13 protein-coding genes and 1 other RNA gene are annotated in these 13,768 nt (G+C 42.5%); 9 read left to right on the forward strand and 5 right to left on the reverse strand.

The window, feature by feature from the left end; all coding sequences use genetic code 11:
* Positions 1 to 105: 105 nt before the first annotated feature.
* Together RG963_RS03830 and RG963_RS03835 are read left to right on the forward strand one after the other, a co-directional pair.
* Positions 106 to 246 (forward strand): hypothetical protein, encoded by a 141-nt coding sequence (locus tag RG963_RS03830; protein ID WP_310574958.1) that lies wholly within the window; start codon positions 106 to 108, stop codon positions 244 to 246.
* A 537-nt stretch (positions 247 to 783) separates the two neighbouring features.
* Entirely contained in the window at positions 784 to 1,416 is a 633-nt protein-coding gene (locus tag RG963_RS03835) for an undecaprenyl diphosphate synthase family protein (protein ID WP_310574959.1), read from the forward strand.
* A 111-nt stretch (positions 1,417 to 1,527) separates the two neighbouring features.
* Here the strand turns inward: RG963_RS03835 and RG963_RS03840 are convergent, their stop codons facing one another.
* Complete coding sequence (locus RG963_RS03840; RefSeq protein ID WP_310575018.1) at positions 1,528 to 1,926, reverse strand: DDE-type integrase/transposase/recombinase; 399 nt, start codon at positions 1,924 to 1,926, stop codon at positions 1,528 to 1,530.
* Positions 1,927 to 2,357: 431 nt separating this feature from the next.
* Here RG963_RS03840 and RG963_RS03845 point away from each other — a divergent pair, with 431 nt between their 5' ends.
* From RG963_RS03845 to RG963_RS03870, 6 genes are all read left to right on the forward strand, one after another.
* Positions 2,358 to 3,368, forward strand: a complete 1,011-nt coding sequence (locus tag RG963_RS03845) for a PHP domain-containing protein (RefSeq protein ID WP_310574960.1) — start codon at positions 2,358 to 2,360, stop codon at positions 3,366 to 3,368.
* A 565-nt stretch (positions 3,369 to 3,933) separates the two neighbouring features.
* Positions 3,934 to 5,721: an ABC transporter substrate-binding protein gene (locus RG963_RS03850; RefSeq protein WP_310574961.1), complete on the forward strand. Its 1,788-nt coding sequence runs from the start codon at positions 3,934 to 3,936 to the stop codon at positions 5,719 to 5,721.
* A gap of 57 nt (positions 5,722 to 5,778) precedes the next feature.
* Positions 5,779 to 6,726, forward strand: coding sequence for an ABC transporter permease (locus RG963_RS03855; protein WP_310574962.1), 948 nt, complete (start codon positions 5,779 to 5,781; stop codon positions 6,724 to 6,726).
* A 29-nt stretch (positions 6,727 to 6,755) separates the two neighbouring features.
* A complete protein-coding gene (locus RG963_RS03860) occupies positions 6,756 to 7,682 on the forward strand; it encodes an ABC transporter permease (RefSeq protein WP_310574963.1) in 927 nt (308 codons plus the stop codon).
* A complete protein-coding gene (locus tag RG963_RS03865; protein ID WP_310574964.1) occupies positions 7,679 to 8,632 on the forward strand; it encodes an ABC transporter ATP-binding protein in 954 nt (317 codons plus the stop codon). The genes RG963_RS03860 and RG963_RS03865 overlap by 4 nt, the downstream gene beginning before the upstream one ends.
* Positions 8,614 to 9,312, forward strand: a complete 699-nt coding sequence (locus RG963_RS03870; RefSeq protein WP_310574965.1) for an ABC transporter ATP-binding protein — start codon at positions 8,614 to 8,616, stop codon at positions 9,310 to 9,312. The genes RG963_RS03865 and RG963_RS03870 overlap by 19 nt, the downstream gene beginning before the upstream one ends.
* Positions 9,313 to 9,390: 78 nt before the next feature.
* Here the strand turns inward: RG963_RS03870 and RG963_RS03875 are convergent, their stop codons facing one another.
* The 4 genes from RG963_RS03875 to RG963_RS03890 form a co-directional block, all read right to left on the reverse strand.
* Positions 9,391 to 10,110 carry a dihydromethanopterin reductase (acceptor) gene (locus tag RG963_RS03875; RefSeq protein WP_310574966.1) on the reverse strand — a complete coding sequence of 240 codons (720 nt, stop codon included), beginning with the start codon at positions 10,108 to 10,110 and terminating at the stop codon, positions 9,391 to 9,393.
* A gap of 114 nt (positions 10,111 to 10,224) precedes the next feature.
* The gene (locus tag RG963_RS03880) at positions 10,225 to 10,854 is read right to left on the reverse strand and encodes a DUF447 domain-containing protein (RefSeq protein ID WP_310574967.1); all 630 of its coding nucleotides are present in this window, start codon (positions 10,852 to 10,854) and stop codon (positions 10,225 to 10,227) included.
* The gene (locus tag RG963_RS03885; protein WP_310574968.1) at positions 10,851 to 11,873 is read right to left on the reverse strand and encodes a triphosphoribosyl-dephospho-CoA synthase; all 1,023 of its coding nucleotides are present in this window, start codon (positions 11,871 to 11,873) and stop codon (positions 10,851 to 10,853) included. The genes RG963_RS03880 and RG963_RS03885 overlap by 4 nt, the downstream gene beginning before the upstream one ends.
* Positions 11,860 to 12,999, reverse strand: a complete 1,140-nt coding sequence (locus tag RG963_RS03890) for a methanogenesis marker 9 domain-containing protein (RefSeq protein WP_310574969.1) — start codon at positions 12,997 to 12,999, stop codon at positions 11,860 to 11,862. The genes RG963_RS03885 and RG963_RS03890 overlap by 14 nt, the downstream gene beginning before the upstream one ends.
* Positions 13,000 to 13,341: 342 nt before the next feature.
* On the opposite strand from RG963_RS03890, the gene rnpB reads away from it, so the two are divergent.
* Positions 13,342 to 13,700: RNase P RNA component (gene rnpB, locus RG963_RS03895), an RNA gene on the forward strand.
* Positions 13,701 to 13,768: the final 68 nt, after the last annotated feature.

A 13,768-nucleotide genomic window follows, 5' to 3' on the forward strand; every position in this document is an offset into this window, starting at 1 on the left:
ATAAAGAAAACTATGAGAATTGGTTAAAAAAGATGAACCTTTTTATAATAATAGACTGTTTTCATAATTATTAATTTGCATAAATGACTTTTAGAGGTTCATAACTTGGTGACCAAGAAACAGAAGGCAGCAAAACGCGATAAGAAAGATAAGGAAACGAACGACAAAATAAAACAACCAGTTGAGGAAGTTAAGGAAGTGGACGACAAAGTAAAACAACAAGATAAAAAAAGGAAAGGAAAATAAAGAAAGGACATTTAAATCAGGTTTCTGTTCTCCTTTCTAAGCTGCTGCCTGAGGCACAGGAAGTAAAAAGTCCTGTTAGAGATTCTGGTAATTATTCTGTATGATACATAGGTTGAATAAAACCTCTGTATTTTCACCATTTTCACCCTGATTTTTAGGTAAAATTGCGGCTAAAACTGCCAAAATGAATAAGTTTTACCAGAAAACCTATGCATGTACTATAGAGCCAATTTACAGAAATTTCGATACACTGCCTACTTATTTCAGTAAATCCCTTTCATAATTTTTTCAACAGAGTCATAAAAAGTTTCAAATCAAAGTTTAGCTGATGTACTTCTATGCAAGCAATGGGGGATATGTTTGCACCAGCATTATAATGTAATTTTTCTCTAGTTTTAGAGAAGTTCCCACTTCCTCAAAACAAGCTGTGGGGTATTCTGATGAAATAAAGTGTAAGCAAAAATTAAAATTACTTATAGAATTTTAAGCAAAGAGATAGGAGAGGTAAATATTCTGGAAATTCCAAAATTTAAAAGATTGCCAAGGCATATAGCCATAATACCAGACGGTAACAGAAGATGGGCTCTGGCTAGAGGCTTAGAAAAACATGACGGATATAAAAATGGAATAATTCCAGGCTTAGAAGTATATGACATATGCATGAAAATTGGAATAGACGAAGTTACCTTTTTTGGATTTACTCAAGATAACACAAAAAGGCCTAAAGTTCAAAAAAAAGCGTTTGCGGACGCTTGTATAAAATCAGTTCAAGAGATTGCTAAACGGGATGCCGAGATACTTGTAGTAGGGAATACTAATTCGGATCTGTTTCCGAAAGAGTTACTAGCGTATACAAAGAAAACTAAAGTTGGACAAGGTAAAATAAAGATAAATTTTTTGATAAATTATGGCTGGTATTGGGACTTAACGTATGCATTTGATAACTCAGATAAAGAAAAAATGGTAGAAAACATTGCATCGGCAGATATTTCAAGAATAGATTTACTCATTCGCTGGGGAGGAAGACGTAGACTCAGTGGAATGCTTCCAATTCAAACGGTATACTCTGACATATATGTAGTTGATGAGATGTGGCCAGATTTTAAGCCAGAACACATGTATAGTGCATTAGATTTTTATCAAGATCAAGATATTACATTAGGTGGGTAAAAACATGATAACAGGTGGTTCTGTTGCAAAAAATCTTAATATTGAAGCAAAATTTTAGTTTCACACCAAAGAATGTAAAAAAGCAGAATGTTTCTCAGATAACATCCAGATTTAGGCAGGTATTCCAAATAACTTATTTATAAAGTTGACTTCATCAAGAACACATCGATTTAAAGTATCAACCTGTCCTTTTTTTAACAGATTCATTATTTCAATTCCTTTTAAAGTTTTAATAGCTGTATAAAATGACTGAAAGCCTAACATTGGACGCACTATTCGTTTTATAGATCTATGATCTTGTTCTATAATGTTATTCAAATACTTAATTTGCCGAAGGATTACGTTTTTAGGTAATATTCTATCGTTTTTAAGTTCTTGTATGTCAGGTGGATAAACTGGATTCTTATCAATTGTTATTACTCTTGGCATTTGTTTGTTCTTTGACCCCAAAGATTTCTTAAGAAATCTCTTTGCAGCTTTTCTATTTCCTACATTCGGCAGGTCGACAATTAATTTTCAATATTTTTGCTGATGGCGATTTTGAAATGATGCTCCATAATTGTGTGCAGTTGTTAGGTTTACATATGACCAATTATTAATTTCTCATACAAAACTTCAATGAAAAAATGATTCAGTACTTATATATGTCGTGGGAGTTGAGCCACACGTTAACCAACTTTAAACCCAATATATAGTTAGCTAATATTCAAAAACGATATCGGAAAAAATATTCTAATTTTTAATGTCGACCTGCCGAAAGCAGGCTTTAAGAAAATCGTTGAAAAAACTCTTTGAGAACTTTTTATTTCGAAGTCAAACTACTCTAAATTCTGATAAGAATTCTTCTGGAAAACCTTAATCTAAAAAAAGGATATACTATATAGGGAGAGATTTAAGACTTAATAAAAATAATCAAACGAAAATTAAAGTAACCGGATTCTATGCCTATGGGGAGAAGGCCGAGGAATTACGAGGAAAAGCTGATAACTCCGGAACGGGCAGCTGAGCTTATGGAAGAGGGATGGAGGCGAGCAGACCTGCATGTGCATACAACCTGTTCCTTTGATGTGCTTCCTGTGAGAGACCTGCATCCGGAGAGCCTTTATGAGAAGGCCCTTAAGATAGGAATGGATTACATCACGTTTACTGACCACGATACCATCGAGGCGTACGAAATTCTCGGGTGGGACCGTGAAAAGCTCGTTCCGGGGGTTGAAATGAATGTGTATGACCCGGAATTTGCAGGACACAAGCTGCATATTAACGTTTTCGAGCTTGATAAGGAGGAGTTCTTTGAACTCAGGGAAATTGCGGAAATAGAACATGACCTTAAAAGCTTTATCAAATACCTCAGGCGACATAAACTTCCTTTTATTTACAATCATCCTTTCTGGTTCGAGTTCCATCACGAACCGAATCCGTCTGCAGTACCCAGGCTGGCAAAACTCTTCCCTGTACTGGAATATAATATGAATGAACTCAAACAGAAAAACGAACTTACAATTGCCCTTGCAGAGAGATTTGGAAAAGGTATTGCTGCGACAACAGATACCCATTCAGGAAGACTCGGGAAGGTATACACCCTTGCAAAAGGAGAGGATTTCAAAGAGTTTTTCAGGAATATCGAAAAGGGGAAAAATTACATAGTCCCCGAAGACCTTACAAGGGAACTCCTGATCGATGAAATGAACACCTGGATAGATCTGATTTTTGAAAAAAGCCAGAAAAACAGAGACATAAAAGGTTACCTTACGGGAATAAAATCCCTGGATGCTATGGTCAGGATTTCCAGAAGTGCTCTATTAAACTGTTTCCCGGGACTCAACAGGACAACCATGAGCCTGCTTTATATGATCTCAAATACAGGGCTTCCGGCTTCTTTCTACCTACATTCGGAAAAAATCATTGTGAAAGAAATTGAAAAACAAATCGAAATGGAAAAACAAAAATAAAGACAAATTTTTCCGGTTTATTACCCTACTTTGACAGGAGCATACATTTTGTAATGTACAAATGAGCTTCATGCTTCTGTTTTCTTCATACAATTAAATTTTATATCATTTGTTTATTGATTTTTGATATTTGAAATTTTACTAAACTGTGATGTGTCAATACAACATGTTTTTTGTATGAAAATACTATAATAATTAGTAAAATCTGTCAAAGTAGGGTTATTAACTTCATTCAAATTCGGCACCGTAAAAGCCAGGTTTTCCTCAATCTGTTTTTGGATAAATTTGAAAAAAAACAAAAGGTTTATATTATGAAATTGTTTATGTCCCATAACATAAAAAATTGATTTTTAGTATTATTTTTAATTATTTTTATTCTTAATGGTATTAAAATATCTAAATAAAAACCAGAAAAAGAATACATTAAGTTTACGATTAGATTTTTATTTAAATTTCCATGCACATTTCCATTCACCCCCTCCATTGTTGAAGAGAAGAACAGGATAAAACGTTGATGATATTTTTACAATCTAGGAAAAGATCTTAAAACGGGGAAGGCAGCAGGATGAAACAGATAAAACATTTCATAGGATTGGAATTAAAAGCGGGATTGAAGCGACGAATGGCCCTTACAATGCTCATTTTCACCCTTTTTGCAACCCTGCTTCCGGTAGGAACGGCAGTGCCGGAAGATTCTGAAAATAGCCTTACAATCTCAAAAGACGGACTTTTTGACGGGATTATCACATATTTAAAAAACCTATATCCGGGAGAAGAGAGAGAACTGCAGACTTCAGAAACAATCTCTAAAGCAGCAATCGAAGATGTGCAGCAATCAGCAGATTCTGGAAGAGCAGTCCTGAAAATCGCAACCCCAAGCGTTGTAAAATCTGCATCCCTCATAGGGGATTCAAATCTTGGGATTTTTGCCCATCTCTCAAACCCACCCCTCATGAAAATGGACTCGGAGGGACGTCTGGTAGGGCAGCTTGCGGAAAGTTATAATGTTTCGGAAAATAACACGTGCTGGACCTTTTACCTCAAAGACGACCTCTACTGGAGCGACGGAGAGAAGGTGACCCCAGAAGACGTTGAGTTCTCAATCCGTTACTACGGAAAAAAAACGCCCTGGGCCGGCTGGATCAATGAAACCCTGGAAAGTTCAACGGTTTCAGAGGCCGACAATTCCGTGACCTTTAAATTTAACAAGCCTTACACCCGAGTCAATATAGAATTTGTGACATACAACATCCTGCCTGCACATATATGGAAAACAATCGAAAATCCCATAGAATACCTAAGTAACGGCCCTTATGTAGGCTGCGGACCCTACTATCTCAAAATGATAGACCTCAATGCCGGAAAACTCATTTTCGAGAAAAACCCTTACTGGAAAGGAAAGGTGTCAGAATTTGAGAATGTAGAGGTACATTTATACTCAAATGTGGACGTTGCCACCCTGGCTCTTAAAAACGGGGACGTTGACACATACTATAAATACGCAGGCTCATACCCTTATTCCGGTATTGAGCAACTAGAAAAAACTGGAGATTTTGACTTTCTGGAAAAGACAGACATCGGACTTGTTTTCCTGTCCCCTAATTTGAAGAAAGCCCCGTTTTCTGACCCGGAATTCAGGGAGGCTCTGACTTATGCCATAAATTACGAAGAAATTGCCAGGCTCGAGACCCTGGGATACGGAGAAGTTCCGAATCGCGGTTTTGTGTCTCAGGCCATGGAAAATTTCAAGGAAACAGAAAAACTTGAGTACAGCCCCGAAAAAGCCATAGAAACCCTGGAGAAAGCCGGATATTCAGACAGCAACGGGAACGGGGTACTGGAAGGAAAAGACCGAAAAGACATCAAGCTCGAGATTCTTATCCGGTCTGAGTACGCCCGCACAGGAGAGCTTCTTAAGGAATATTTTGAGCGGATTGGTCTTTCCGCAGACCTCAAAACTGTGGATGCAGATACCTGGGTTACTCTTAAAGACAGTTATGATTATGACCTCACAGTAACCCGCTCCACCCCCTGGGGTATGCTTATGCACGCAGGTTGGGGAAGCGGCTATTTTGATTCCAGACGGACAGGCCAGGGAGTGATGCATAATGTGGAAGACCCCGTGTTCCTGCAACTGTGCGATGACATCCTTGCAACCACGGAACCTGCAGAACTTCAGGATTACGCATACGAACTGCAGGACTACTATGCAGAAAACCTGCCTGCAATTCCCCTTTACTGGAGCAATTCAGTTACCCCGTTTAACAGGCACTTCGAAGGCTGGTACGCTGATCCTCTTTACGGGATATATAACGTGGACACTTTTGTAAACATAAGGGAAGTACAGGCGTAAAATATAGTTACTGAAAAGAAAATCCGATAGCATAAGAAGGCAGGAAAAATAAGAGCGATGTTAGAGATAGCAAGAAAAGTAACCAGGCATTTTGCCTCATTCATGCTCATAACCGCCATAAACTTTACCCTCCCAAGACTCATGCCTGGGGATCCGGTAAAAAACCTCATCGGGGAAGATGCTTATGTTTCAGAAAAAGTGACGGAAGAGCTGAGAGCAGAACTCGGGCTTAACATGTCCCTCTTCGAGCAGTTCACGTCCTACCTTTCGAGCCTCCTGCACCTGGACCTGGGGTATTCTTATCACCTCCACGCCCCTGTAGCAGAAGTCCTTCTTAATAAGATGGGATGGACCCTGCTGTTTGTGGGGATATCAGTGGTTATCGGGTCCTTTCTGGGAGTTTTTCTTGGAGCCCTTGCCGGATGGAAACCGGAAAGAAAAGCGAGCCGCTTCACAAGTTTCGCTTTTGTTGTTATCTCCTGTATCCCACCTTACTTTCTTGCTCTTCTTACCCTCTATATCTTTGCTTTCAAACTGGGGTTCTTCCCCTCCAAAGGCTTTTATGATACCCCTGAAATAGGAAGTGTGCTGTATCACCTCTTTTTGCCTACCTGTGTGATGGCTGTCTTTTCAACATCCAGAAACTTTCTGGTCATGCGCGGAAGCGTAATTCAAGAAAAGGAGCAACTTTACGCGTTGTATGCCAGAGCAAAGGGCCTGCATGATACCGGCATACTTTTCAGACATATCATAAAAAATGCATCTCTCCCGATTATTACCCTGCTTGCCCTGGATTTCGGGTTTCTCTTCAGTGGGGCACTGTTCATAGAAATAGTATTTTCCTTAAACGGTATGGGACTCCTGATCTACGATGCAATAATGGGAAAAGATTATCCTCTGCTTCAGGGAGCATTTCTGGTAATTGCCTTTACTGCCCTGCTTACGAATATGTTTGCTGACCTGCTCTATGCCTTAATTGACCCCAGGGCAAGGATACCTGCATGAGCCAACCTGCCTGTATTGAAGGTTCCTGCATGAAAGAAGCTTGCGTTGAAGGGGATTCTGAAAATAGACAGGAAAAGCCCGGTTTCAAAGGGCCTGGTGAAGTTTCATTCCGGAGTTTCCGAAAACATGAGAGCTCTCTGACACTATTTAATTGGATAGGTATTCTTCTCTTTACCTTTTTCCTGTTTATGGCATTATTTCCTTTTCTTCTTGCCCCCTATGCCCCAAACGAACGTTTCATGCCCTATGAAGCCCCTTCGGGAAGACACCTCTTGGGGACAAACGACATCGGAAATGACATCCTTTCAGAACTTGTATTCGGGGCAAGGATCTCAATAACAATAGGTTTTGTGGCAGCCCTTATCTCAACTCTTATTGGGACTGTGTTGGGACTCTGTGCAGGCTATTTCAGGGGACCCATTGAAGAACTGTTAATGGGTTTTACTGATGTTGTCCTTCTCATCCCGAAAATCCCCCTTATTATAGTCCTGGGAGCATTCTTGCGGCCGAACATCTGGATCCTGATCTCTGTTCTAGGTCTTCTGTCCTGGGAATCCACCGCCAGAGTCACCCGCTCAAAAGCCCTGCAGCTGAGGGAAGCAGGCTACGTCAAAAGCGCCCAATGCATGGGTTTTCCCTCCTATCACATCATGATCTCGGACATATTCCCAAACATTATCCATGTCCTTTTTCCTAAGTTCATGCTGGCAATAGCTTCGGCAATGATTTCCGAGGCTTCACTCTCCTTCCTGGGACTTGGAGACATAAACATGAAAAGTTGGGGAATCATGCTTTCTTTTGCTTTTTTTCGAGGTGGTTTTATTAGGGACATGTGGTGGTGGTACTTACCGCCCGGAGTCTGCATCACGCTCTGTGTGCTATCTATCGCACTTGTAGGGTTCGGGCTTGAAGCAAAGGAAAAAGAATGCTCAGAAGAAGGTGCAAATACATTATGAAATCCCATTCCAGTAGCACATTGCTTGAAGTAAGAAACCTCAAGGTCTCTTTTCAGGGGATAGAAACCGTAACCGTACTTTCAGGTATTTCCTTTTCGATTAGAGAAAGCGAAACTCTGGCCCTTGTAGGAGAGACAGGCTGCGGGAAATCCGTAGTTGCACATGCAATTATGCACCTTCTTCCTCCTGAGTCAAAAGTGAAAGGGGATATAGAATTAAGGGGAAAAAACCTGCTTGGACTGAACGAAAAAGAAATGGCAAAAATAAGAGGAAAAGAAATTGCTATTATTTTTCAGAACCCTTCCCTGGCCCTTAATCCTGTATATTCCATAGGGCACCAACTTGCAGAACCCCTGCGTGTACACCGGAAAGAAAAGAAAAAGTCAGCTCTTTCCAGAGTTGCAATAGCCCTGAAACACATGGGCTTTGAAAACTTTTCTGAGTGCATTGACTATTACCCCTCATGGTGTTCAGGAGGGATGAACCAGCGCTTTTTGATTGCAGCTTCAACCATACTTGATCCTTCCCTTCTGATAGCAGATGAGCCCAGCAAAGGGCTTGACAGAAAATGCGTAGACGAACTGGAAGCTGAGCTTAAGAAGCTGAAATTGGAAAGGAAGACTGCTCTGCTTCTCATAAGCCATGACCTTGGCTTTGTACAGAGGCTTGCAGACAGGATTGCCGTGATGTATGCAGGAGAGATTGTTGAATTTGCGAACCCGTCAAGCGTTTTTGAGAAACCCTTACACCCTTACACAAGAGGTCTTCTGAACAGCCTGCCTGAAAAGGGCTTTATTCCCATACCCGGCATTTCCTCGCCTCTCAGCGACCTTTCTTCGGGCTGCAGGTTCCACCCAAGATGTCCACTCCGAGAAAAACGCTGTATAGAGGCCCATCCCGAGCTTAAAGAAATTGATGGAAGAACTGTGAGGTGTTTTCTATATCCCTGAAAGCAGACAGCCTCTCAAAAATATACGGGACAGGTATAATAGGCAGGAGGAGATGCATTTTCCGGAAAGTTTCGTTCGAAGTTAGACCTGGTGAGACTTTCGGGCTGATGGGTCCTTCCGGAGAAGGGAAAAGCACTCTGGGAAGAGTTATTGCCGGGCTTGAGAAGCCCACAGAAGGCACTGTTTATTATAACGGTTCTCCACTTTCCGAAATGAAAAAAATCGGACATGCAGCCTTTCGCCGCAAAGTCCAGATAATGTTTCAAGACCCTACTGATGCTTTTAATCCCAGGAAAAAAATAGGGAGATCAGTTTCCGAGGTCCTTACACTCCTCAAGACTCCAGATACAGAACATGTCTTGAAGACAAAAGAGATGCTTATGACCATAGGCCTTTCAGAGGAAGTACTTTCCCGCTACCCTTCACAGCTTTCAGGAGGCCAACTCCAGCGCCTTGCCCTCGGCCGGATCCTACTGCTCGAACCTGAATACATCGTGCTTGACGAACCAACCTCTGCCCTTGACGTCTCGGTTCAGGCCCAGACCCTCCACATGCTTAAAAAGGTGCAGACCGAGAAGAATATAGGCTACCTCCTCATCTCCCATGATGAGGCTGTTATTCGTTTTATGTCCGGAAGTTGCGGATCGCTTGAAAATGGGCAGCTGAAAATAATTGATTAAATGCCTTTCAAAACCTTAATTTTTCATAAATGACAAATTTCCTTACAAGCTTCTACAAAAGTTCTGGAAACGGCAACTTCAAAAGAGCTCCAGAATAGCTTCCGGACTTTCAAGCACAGTTATTCCCTGCAATTGTTTTACAATCTCAACATTGCGCATATCCACATCCCTTACAAGCACCTCTACAGGCCCACCTTTAATGGCATTATAAAGGCACAATTCCTTACAGATTCCGCAGCCTTTGCATCTTAGAAGGTCTATCTGGTCTGTGAAGCCGTTTTTTTCAGTGATTGCCCCATGAGGGCAGTTTTCTCTTGGAGGACAGGCCTCACAATGTTTGCACTGTTTTCGGTCAATATTATAGGGCATTTCCGATATAATTGAACCTTCGATATCCACAGGCACGATATACACAGGAACTCTTCCTTTTACGGCCTGAGCAACGGCATTTGTTACAAGGGAATCTGCAATCCCATAAGCAATTTTTGAAACCGTATTTGAGGTGGCAGGCGTAACGAAGAGGACATCGTATCTTTCGAGGAGGAAGCGCCCAACCTTTGGAGAACTCGAACCCTGCTCACTTTCTCGGAAGGTCTCTTCAAGGTAGTCTCCTCCAGAGATTTTTACAAGCTTCTGCTCAAGCCCATACATGCGCAGCACCTCCTCGGCTGCTCGAGAAATATACGTGTTTACGGAAATTTCGGGGTCTCTTAGCTTAATTTCCTTAAAAATCTGATAACTGCGATCCAGGAAATGCCCGGCACCTGTAATACCCCATGCGATTCTCTGAAAACTCATGAAAAGAAGTCATGCCAGAGGAGGATAATATAATTTTCTAAAAAAGGTTCAGGATAATGAAAGAGAGAAACTGTAAAACTGTAGTTGCAGAACGGAGAATAGTCCAAAAAGAATTCAGAGCCCGATCACTTCATAAAGCAATTTCATAGCTTTCTTCTCATTTTCTCCCCCGCATTTGGAGGCCAGAGTTTCATAATGCCGGATTAATTCAAGATATTTTTCTTCTCCTGAGAGCTTATAGCGGGTTGCATGAACAGTCGCCTCAAGCACTGCATTGAAGCCGCGGTTAGGGGCCGGAATCGCTCTCTTGTTCGCCTCACAAAAACCCGCCCCGAGCGGGATGAGGTCGGATACCACAGTCTGTTCCGTATCCTTGAGGTTGGTGCACCTGAAAGCCACCCAGGAAATGGCAGATTTCAGGACAGGGAACTTTTTCCCACCAATATCCACAAAATCGAATTCGGAAGATTCGATGTCGAAGAAGGTGGAACGTACGAGGAGCAGGGGGTCGTATACCACGTTTGCTACAAGAACCCCTTCCCTGACCAGGTTTTCCCCGGTCTGGCTGCCTTTGAAAATGCGGACAAAGATCTTTTTGTTTTTCCTGATAATCCCGATAGGGGCCGCATTGGGAGTATCAAGCCCCGTACTTACGATTGTCTCAGAGATACCTGCCGAAATCCCGTATTCAGAGAGGTCGATAGATGGTTTACAGCTATCTCCGGATTCATTAAATTTCGTCAAAAACGCAGCCCCCCCAGAAGGGCAATGAAAAGTCCTGCAATAATGATATCTGCTGTCGAACCCGGATTGATTCTCTTTTTGAGGAGTTCAGAGTCAAACTCCTGTATAGCAGGAAGCAAAGATGCAAAATCTCTGGTATGGCCTGAAGGCTTCTCCCAGGCCGAGAGAATTTCACCTGCTCTGAATGAGACATGATCTGCAGTATCTTTGTCGAACTTGGTCTGAATGAAAGTATCCCTGTGCCGGGAAAGCAATTTCAAGAAGGTGTATACTATAGCTTCGTTGATACCTGTGCCTGAACAGTTCAAAACTGAGTTTTCAGCTCTCGATTTTTGGGCCTGCATGAATTCAGTTATACTTCTTGCTCCCTCAAGGCAGCGTCCGAAACCTGAAGTCCACTCATTTGCAATCAGGTCATATCCCCTGGCTATGTCCATAAGCTTGTAAAGCGTAACTCCCTGTTCCCTGAGTTCGGCTGTTGATTCAGGGTCTCCGAGATTAAATTCGTCCACACTGTTGACCCTGACTTCTGCAACATCAAAAGCCCTGTAGAACTCGACAGCGTCCTCACAGTCCGTTTCCCGGACAAAAGCATGTGCACGTGCAGCAAGGGCTTCGAATTCTTCAGGTGAAAGCTTATAAGATTCTTTGTGTGAATAGAATAAGTTTCCTGCAGCCATTGAAAGAGGAATTAGCAGCAGAAAAGCTCCGAAATGGGTATTTCCTCCCTGCTGCCAGGCAGAACTCTCGCGAACTGCACTTCTGATAAGCGCCCCTATCCCACTGCTGCTTCTTGCAGCCAGCTCAAGAACAGGGTAAACGCTTACTGAAGAAGCCACAAAATGCTCAAAACAGGTATCGGGATAGTTGTGCTCCTTATCTACATTCCCTGGCTTGGGAGAAGCAGAGACCTCCAGCAGCATAGCAAGCTGGGCACAGCGGGCAACCAAACTCGACATCCATGGGTCTTCTCCCTTCCCAGGAATGGGACAGGAAAAACCAGTATCAATGGGATTCATTTACCGGAATTCTGGCATGATCCAGTACATATTTTGCCAGTTGCTCCTTAAGTTTCATATATTCTGCATCAGAGAGGCCAATCGTATTTAACACTCCATCCCTGATCCAGCAGGGCTTGGTGATTTTACAACACCAGACAAGACTTCCGAAGCATGTGTCTCCTCCGTATTCCAGCATGGTGCCTTTCGCAAAGTCAAATTTTGTCCTGGCAAACTCTTCTGCCGTGTATCCGAGCTTTCGGAACTTTTCATGCACAGGACATGGTTTCACAGGCATGCAACAGAAAGCAAGAGCCCTGAAGTCTCCTTCACTGCAAACGTGCTTTGGGGCATTATACCAGCCTATGGATTGCTGGTAAAGATTAACGTTTTCCACCAGTTCCCGTATAAGCTCAGGGTTCTCAATGACTCCTCTGGCAACGGAGACCATATCGGCCCCTCGGGAAAACATGTCCTTTGCTGCCTCAAAATCCTTGACCGAGTTGTTGCCGATCAGGAATAGCCTTGTAGCATCCCTGTAATTAAGGATTATATCAAGGTCAGCCCCGATACCCTCCATTACGGCATCAACATGTATGATGTCCGCACCAGACTTATCAATAAGCCTTGCAAGTTCGACATCATTGACAACATTTGCCCTCACTTTTACTGAAAGCACGACTCCCGTTTCCTTTATCGCCCTGATCCAGGCAGAAAGCCGCGGAAGGTCATGGAGGAGAGCTTCTCCGAGCCCGGCCTCGAGCATTTCGGGCTGCCTGCAGTGAGCGTTTAACTCCAGGATTGCTCCTTCTTCTTTGACAATTTTTGCAGCTTCTATGAGGGGTTCAAGTGTACTACTCCTGACATTCACCGCAACGGTACTTCCGGATGTTATTGCCCGGATCTCCTTTTTTATAAGCTCCGTGGGTTCATCGGAAATGAACTCTTTTCTACCCCGAGCTACGAGGTCTGACGCGACAGCGATTGAAGCCTTATCCAGATTGAAGGCTCCAAGAACTACCAGCCCGGCATTGCTTGCATACTGGTTGGCAAAAGCGCTATCGACAATTCCTGCCATAGGCGCCAGTGCAATAGGGTTTTTAAAACGGGCATATCCAATATGCAAATCGAACAGACAATCACTCATGTTTTACCTCTTGAAAATAAGCCTGCAAACTGACACAAAGCATAGCTATTGTAAGATATTAAAGTACCGAAAATCATTTTTCAGACAGGCCTTGAAGATGGAAAAAGTCCATCCATAACTTACGAATAATAATGCATATATATTAATATTTGGATGTATTCCAAACACACAAAATATATATAAACTATACGGAAACGATATACCTGTAATCGCACATGGGAAGAAAATAAAACTATAACATATGATCGCAGAGAAATCCTTTTTTCAACCCTGTGCAGATGCGGGTTCCCAATAAATATAAATAACTAGGAAATATATAGGGCCAATTAGTAAGTAGAATGCGAGAGAGGCTGGACGGCTGACGGGCCATCTGGTCTGAGGAAAGTCTCCCCACCGCTCCGGATACACGAACATCTGTAAAGGATGTCGGGCGAGAGCCCGGGCCCTGGCACAGAAACGATAACCATCCCCTGAAAATGCGATGATGCAAACGCTGAGGTCTCAGGGAGAGTGGATGAAACGGCGAACCCTCGTGGGTGCAAGTTGGAAATTGGGAATAAAGAGCATCCGGAATCTCCCGATTGTTTTTGGAAACGCATAGCCGAATGCCGTCGCTGCACGAGTCCTTAGGGACCATTTCCTCCACTGATGGGTGACAGGAAGTTTTTGCAGGAACAGAAGGGAGCTTACGTGCCTCACTCGCATAAACTTCTTTAATTATTATCACAGCTTTGTTTCCATTTCTATTCCATATTTTACGTATTTTTCT

This window comes from Methanosarcina baikalica, assembly GCF_031461075.1.
In the GTDB taxonomy this organism is placed as follows: Archaea; Halobacteriota; Methanosarcinia; order Methanosarcinales; family Methanosarcinaceae; genus Methanosarcina; species Methanosarcina baikalica.

Excerpts from the sequence above, each read along its gene's own strand:
- RG963_RS03845 (WP_310574960.1), top strand. The coding sequence starts at position 2,358 with ATGCCTATGGGGAGAAGGCCGAGGAATTACGAGGAAAAGCTGATAACT.
- RG963_RS03850 (WP_310574961.1), top strand. The coding sequence starts at position 3,934 with ATGAAACAGATAAAACATTTCATAGGATTGGAATTAAAAGCGGGATTG.
- RG963_RS03855 (WP_310574962.1), top strand. The coding sequence starts at position 5,779 with ATGTTAGAGATAGCAAGAAAAGTAACCAGGCATTTTGCCTCATTCATG.
- RG963_RS03860 (WP_310574963.1), top strand. The coding sequence starts at position 6,756 with ATGAAAGAAGCTTGCGTTGAAGGGGATTCTGAAAATAGACAGGAAAAG.
- RG963_RS03865 (WP_310574964.1), top strand. The coding sequence starts at position 7,679 with ATGAAATCCCATTCCAGTAGCACATTGCTTGAAGTAAGAAACCTCAAG.
- RG963_RS03875 (WP_310574966.1), bottom strand. The coding sequence starts at position 10,110 with ATGAGTTTTCAGAGAATCGCATGGGGTATTACAGGTGCCGGGCATTTC.
- RG963_RS03885 (WP_310574968.1), bottom strand. The coding sequence starts at position 11,873 with ATGAATCCCATTGATACTGGTTTTTCCTGTCCCATTCCTGGGAAGGGA.
- RG963_RS03890 (WP_310574969.1), bottom strand. The coding sequence starts at position 12,999 with ATGAGTGATTGTCTGTTCGATTTGCATATTGGATATGCCCGTTTTAAA.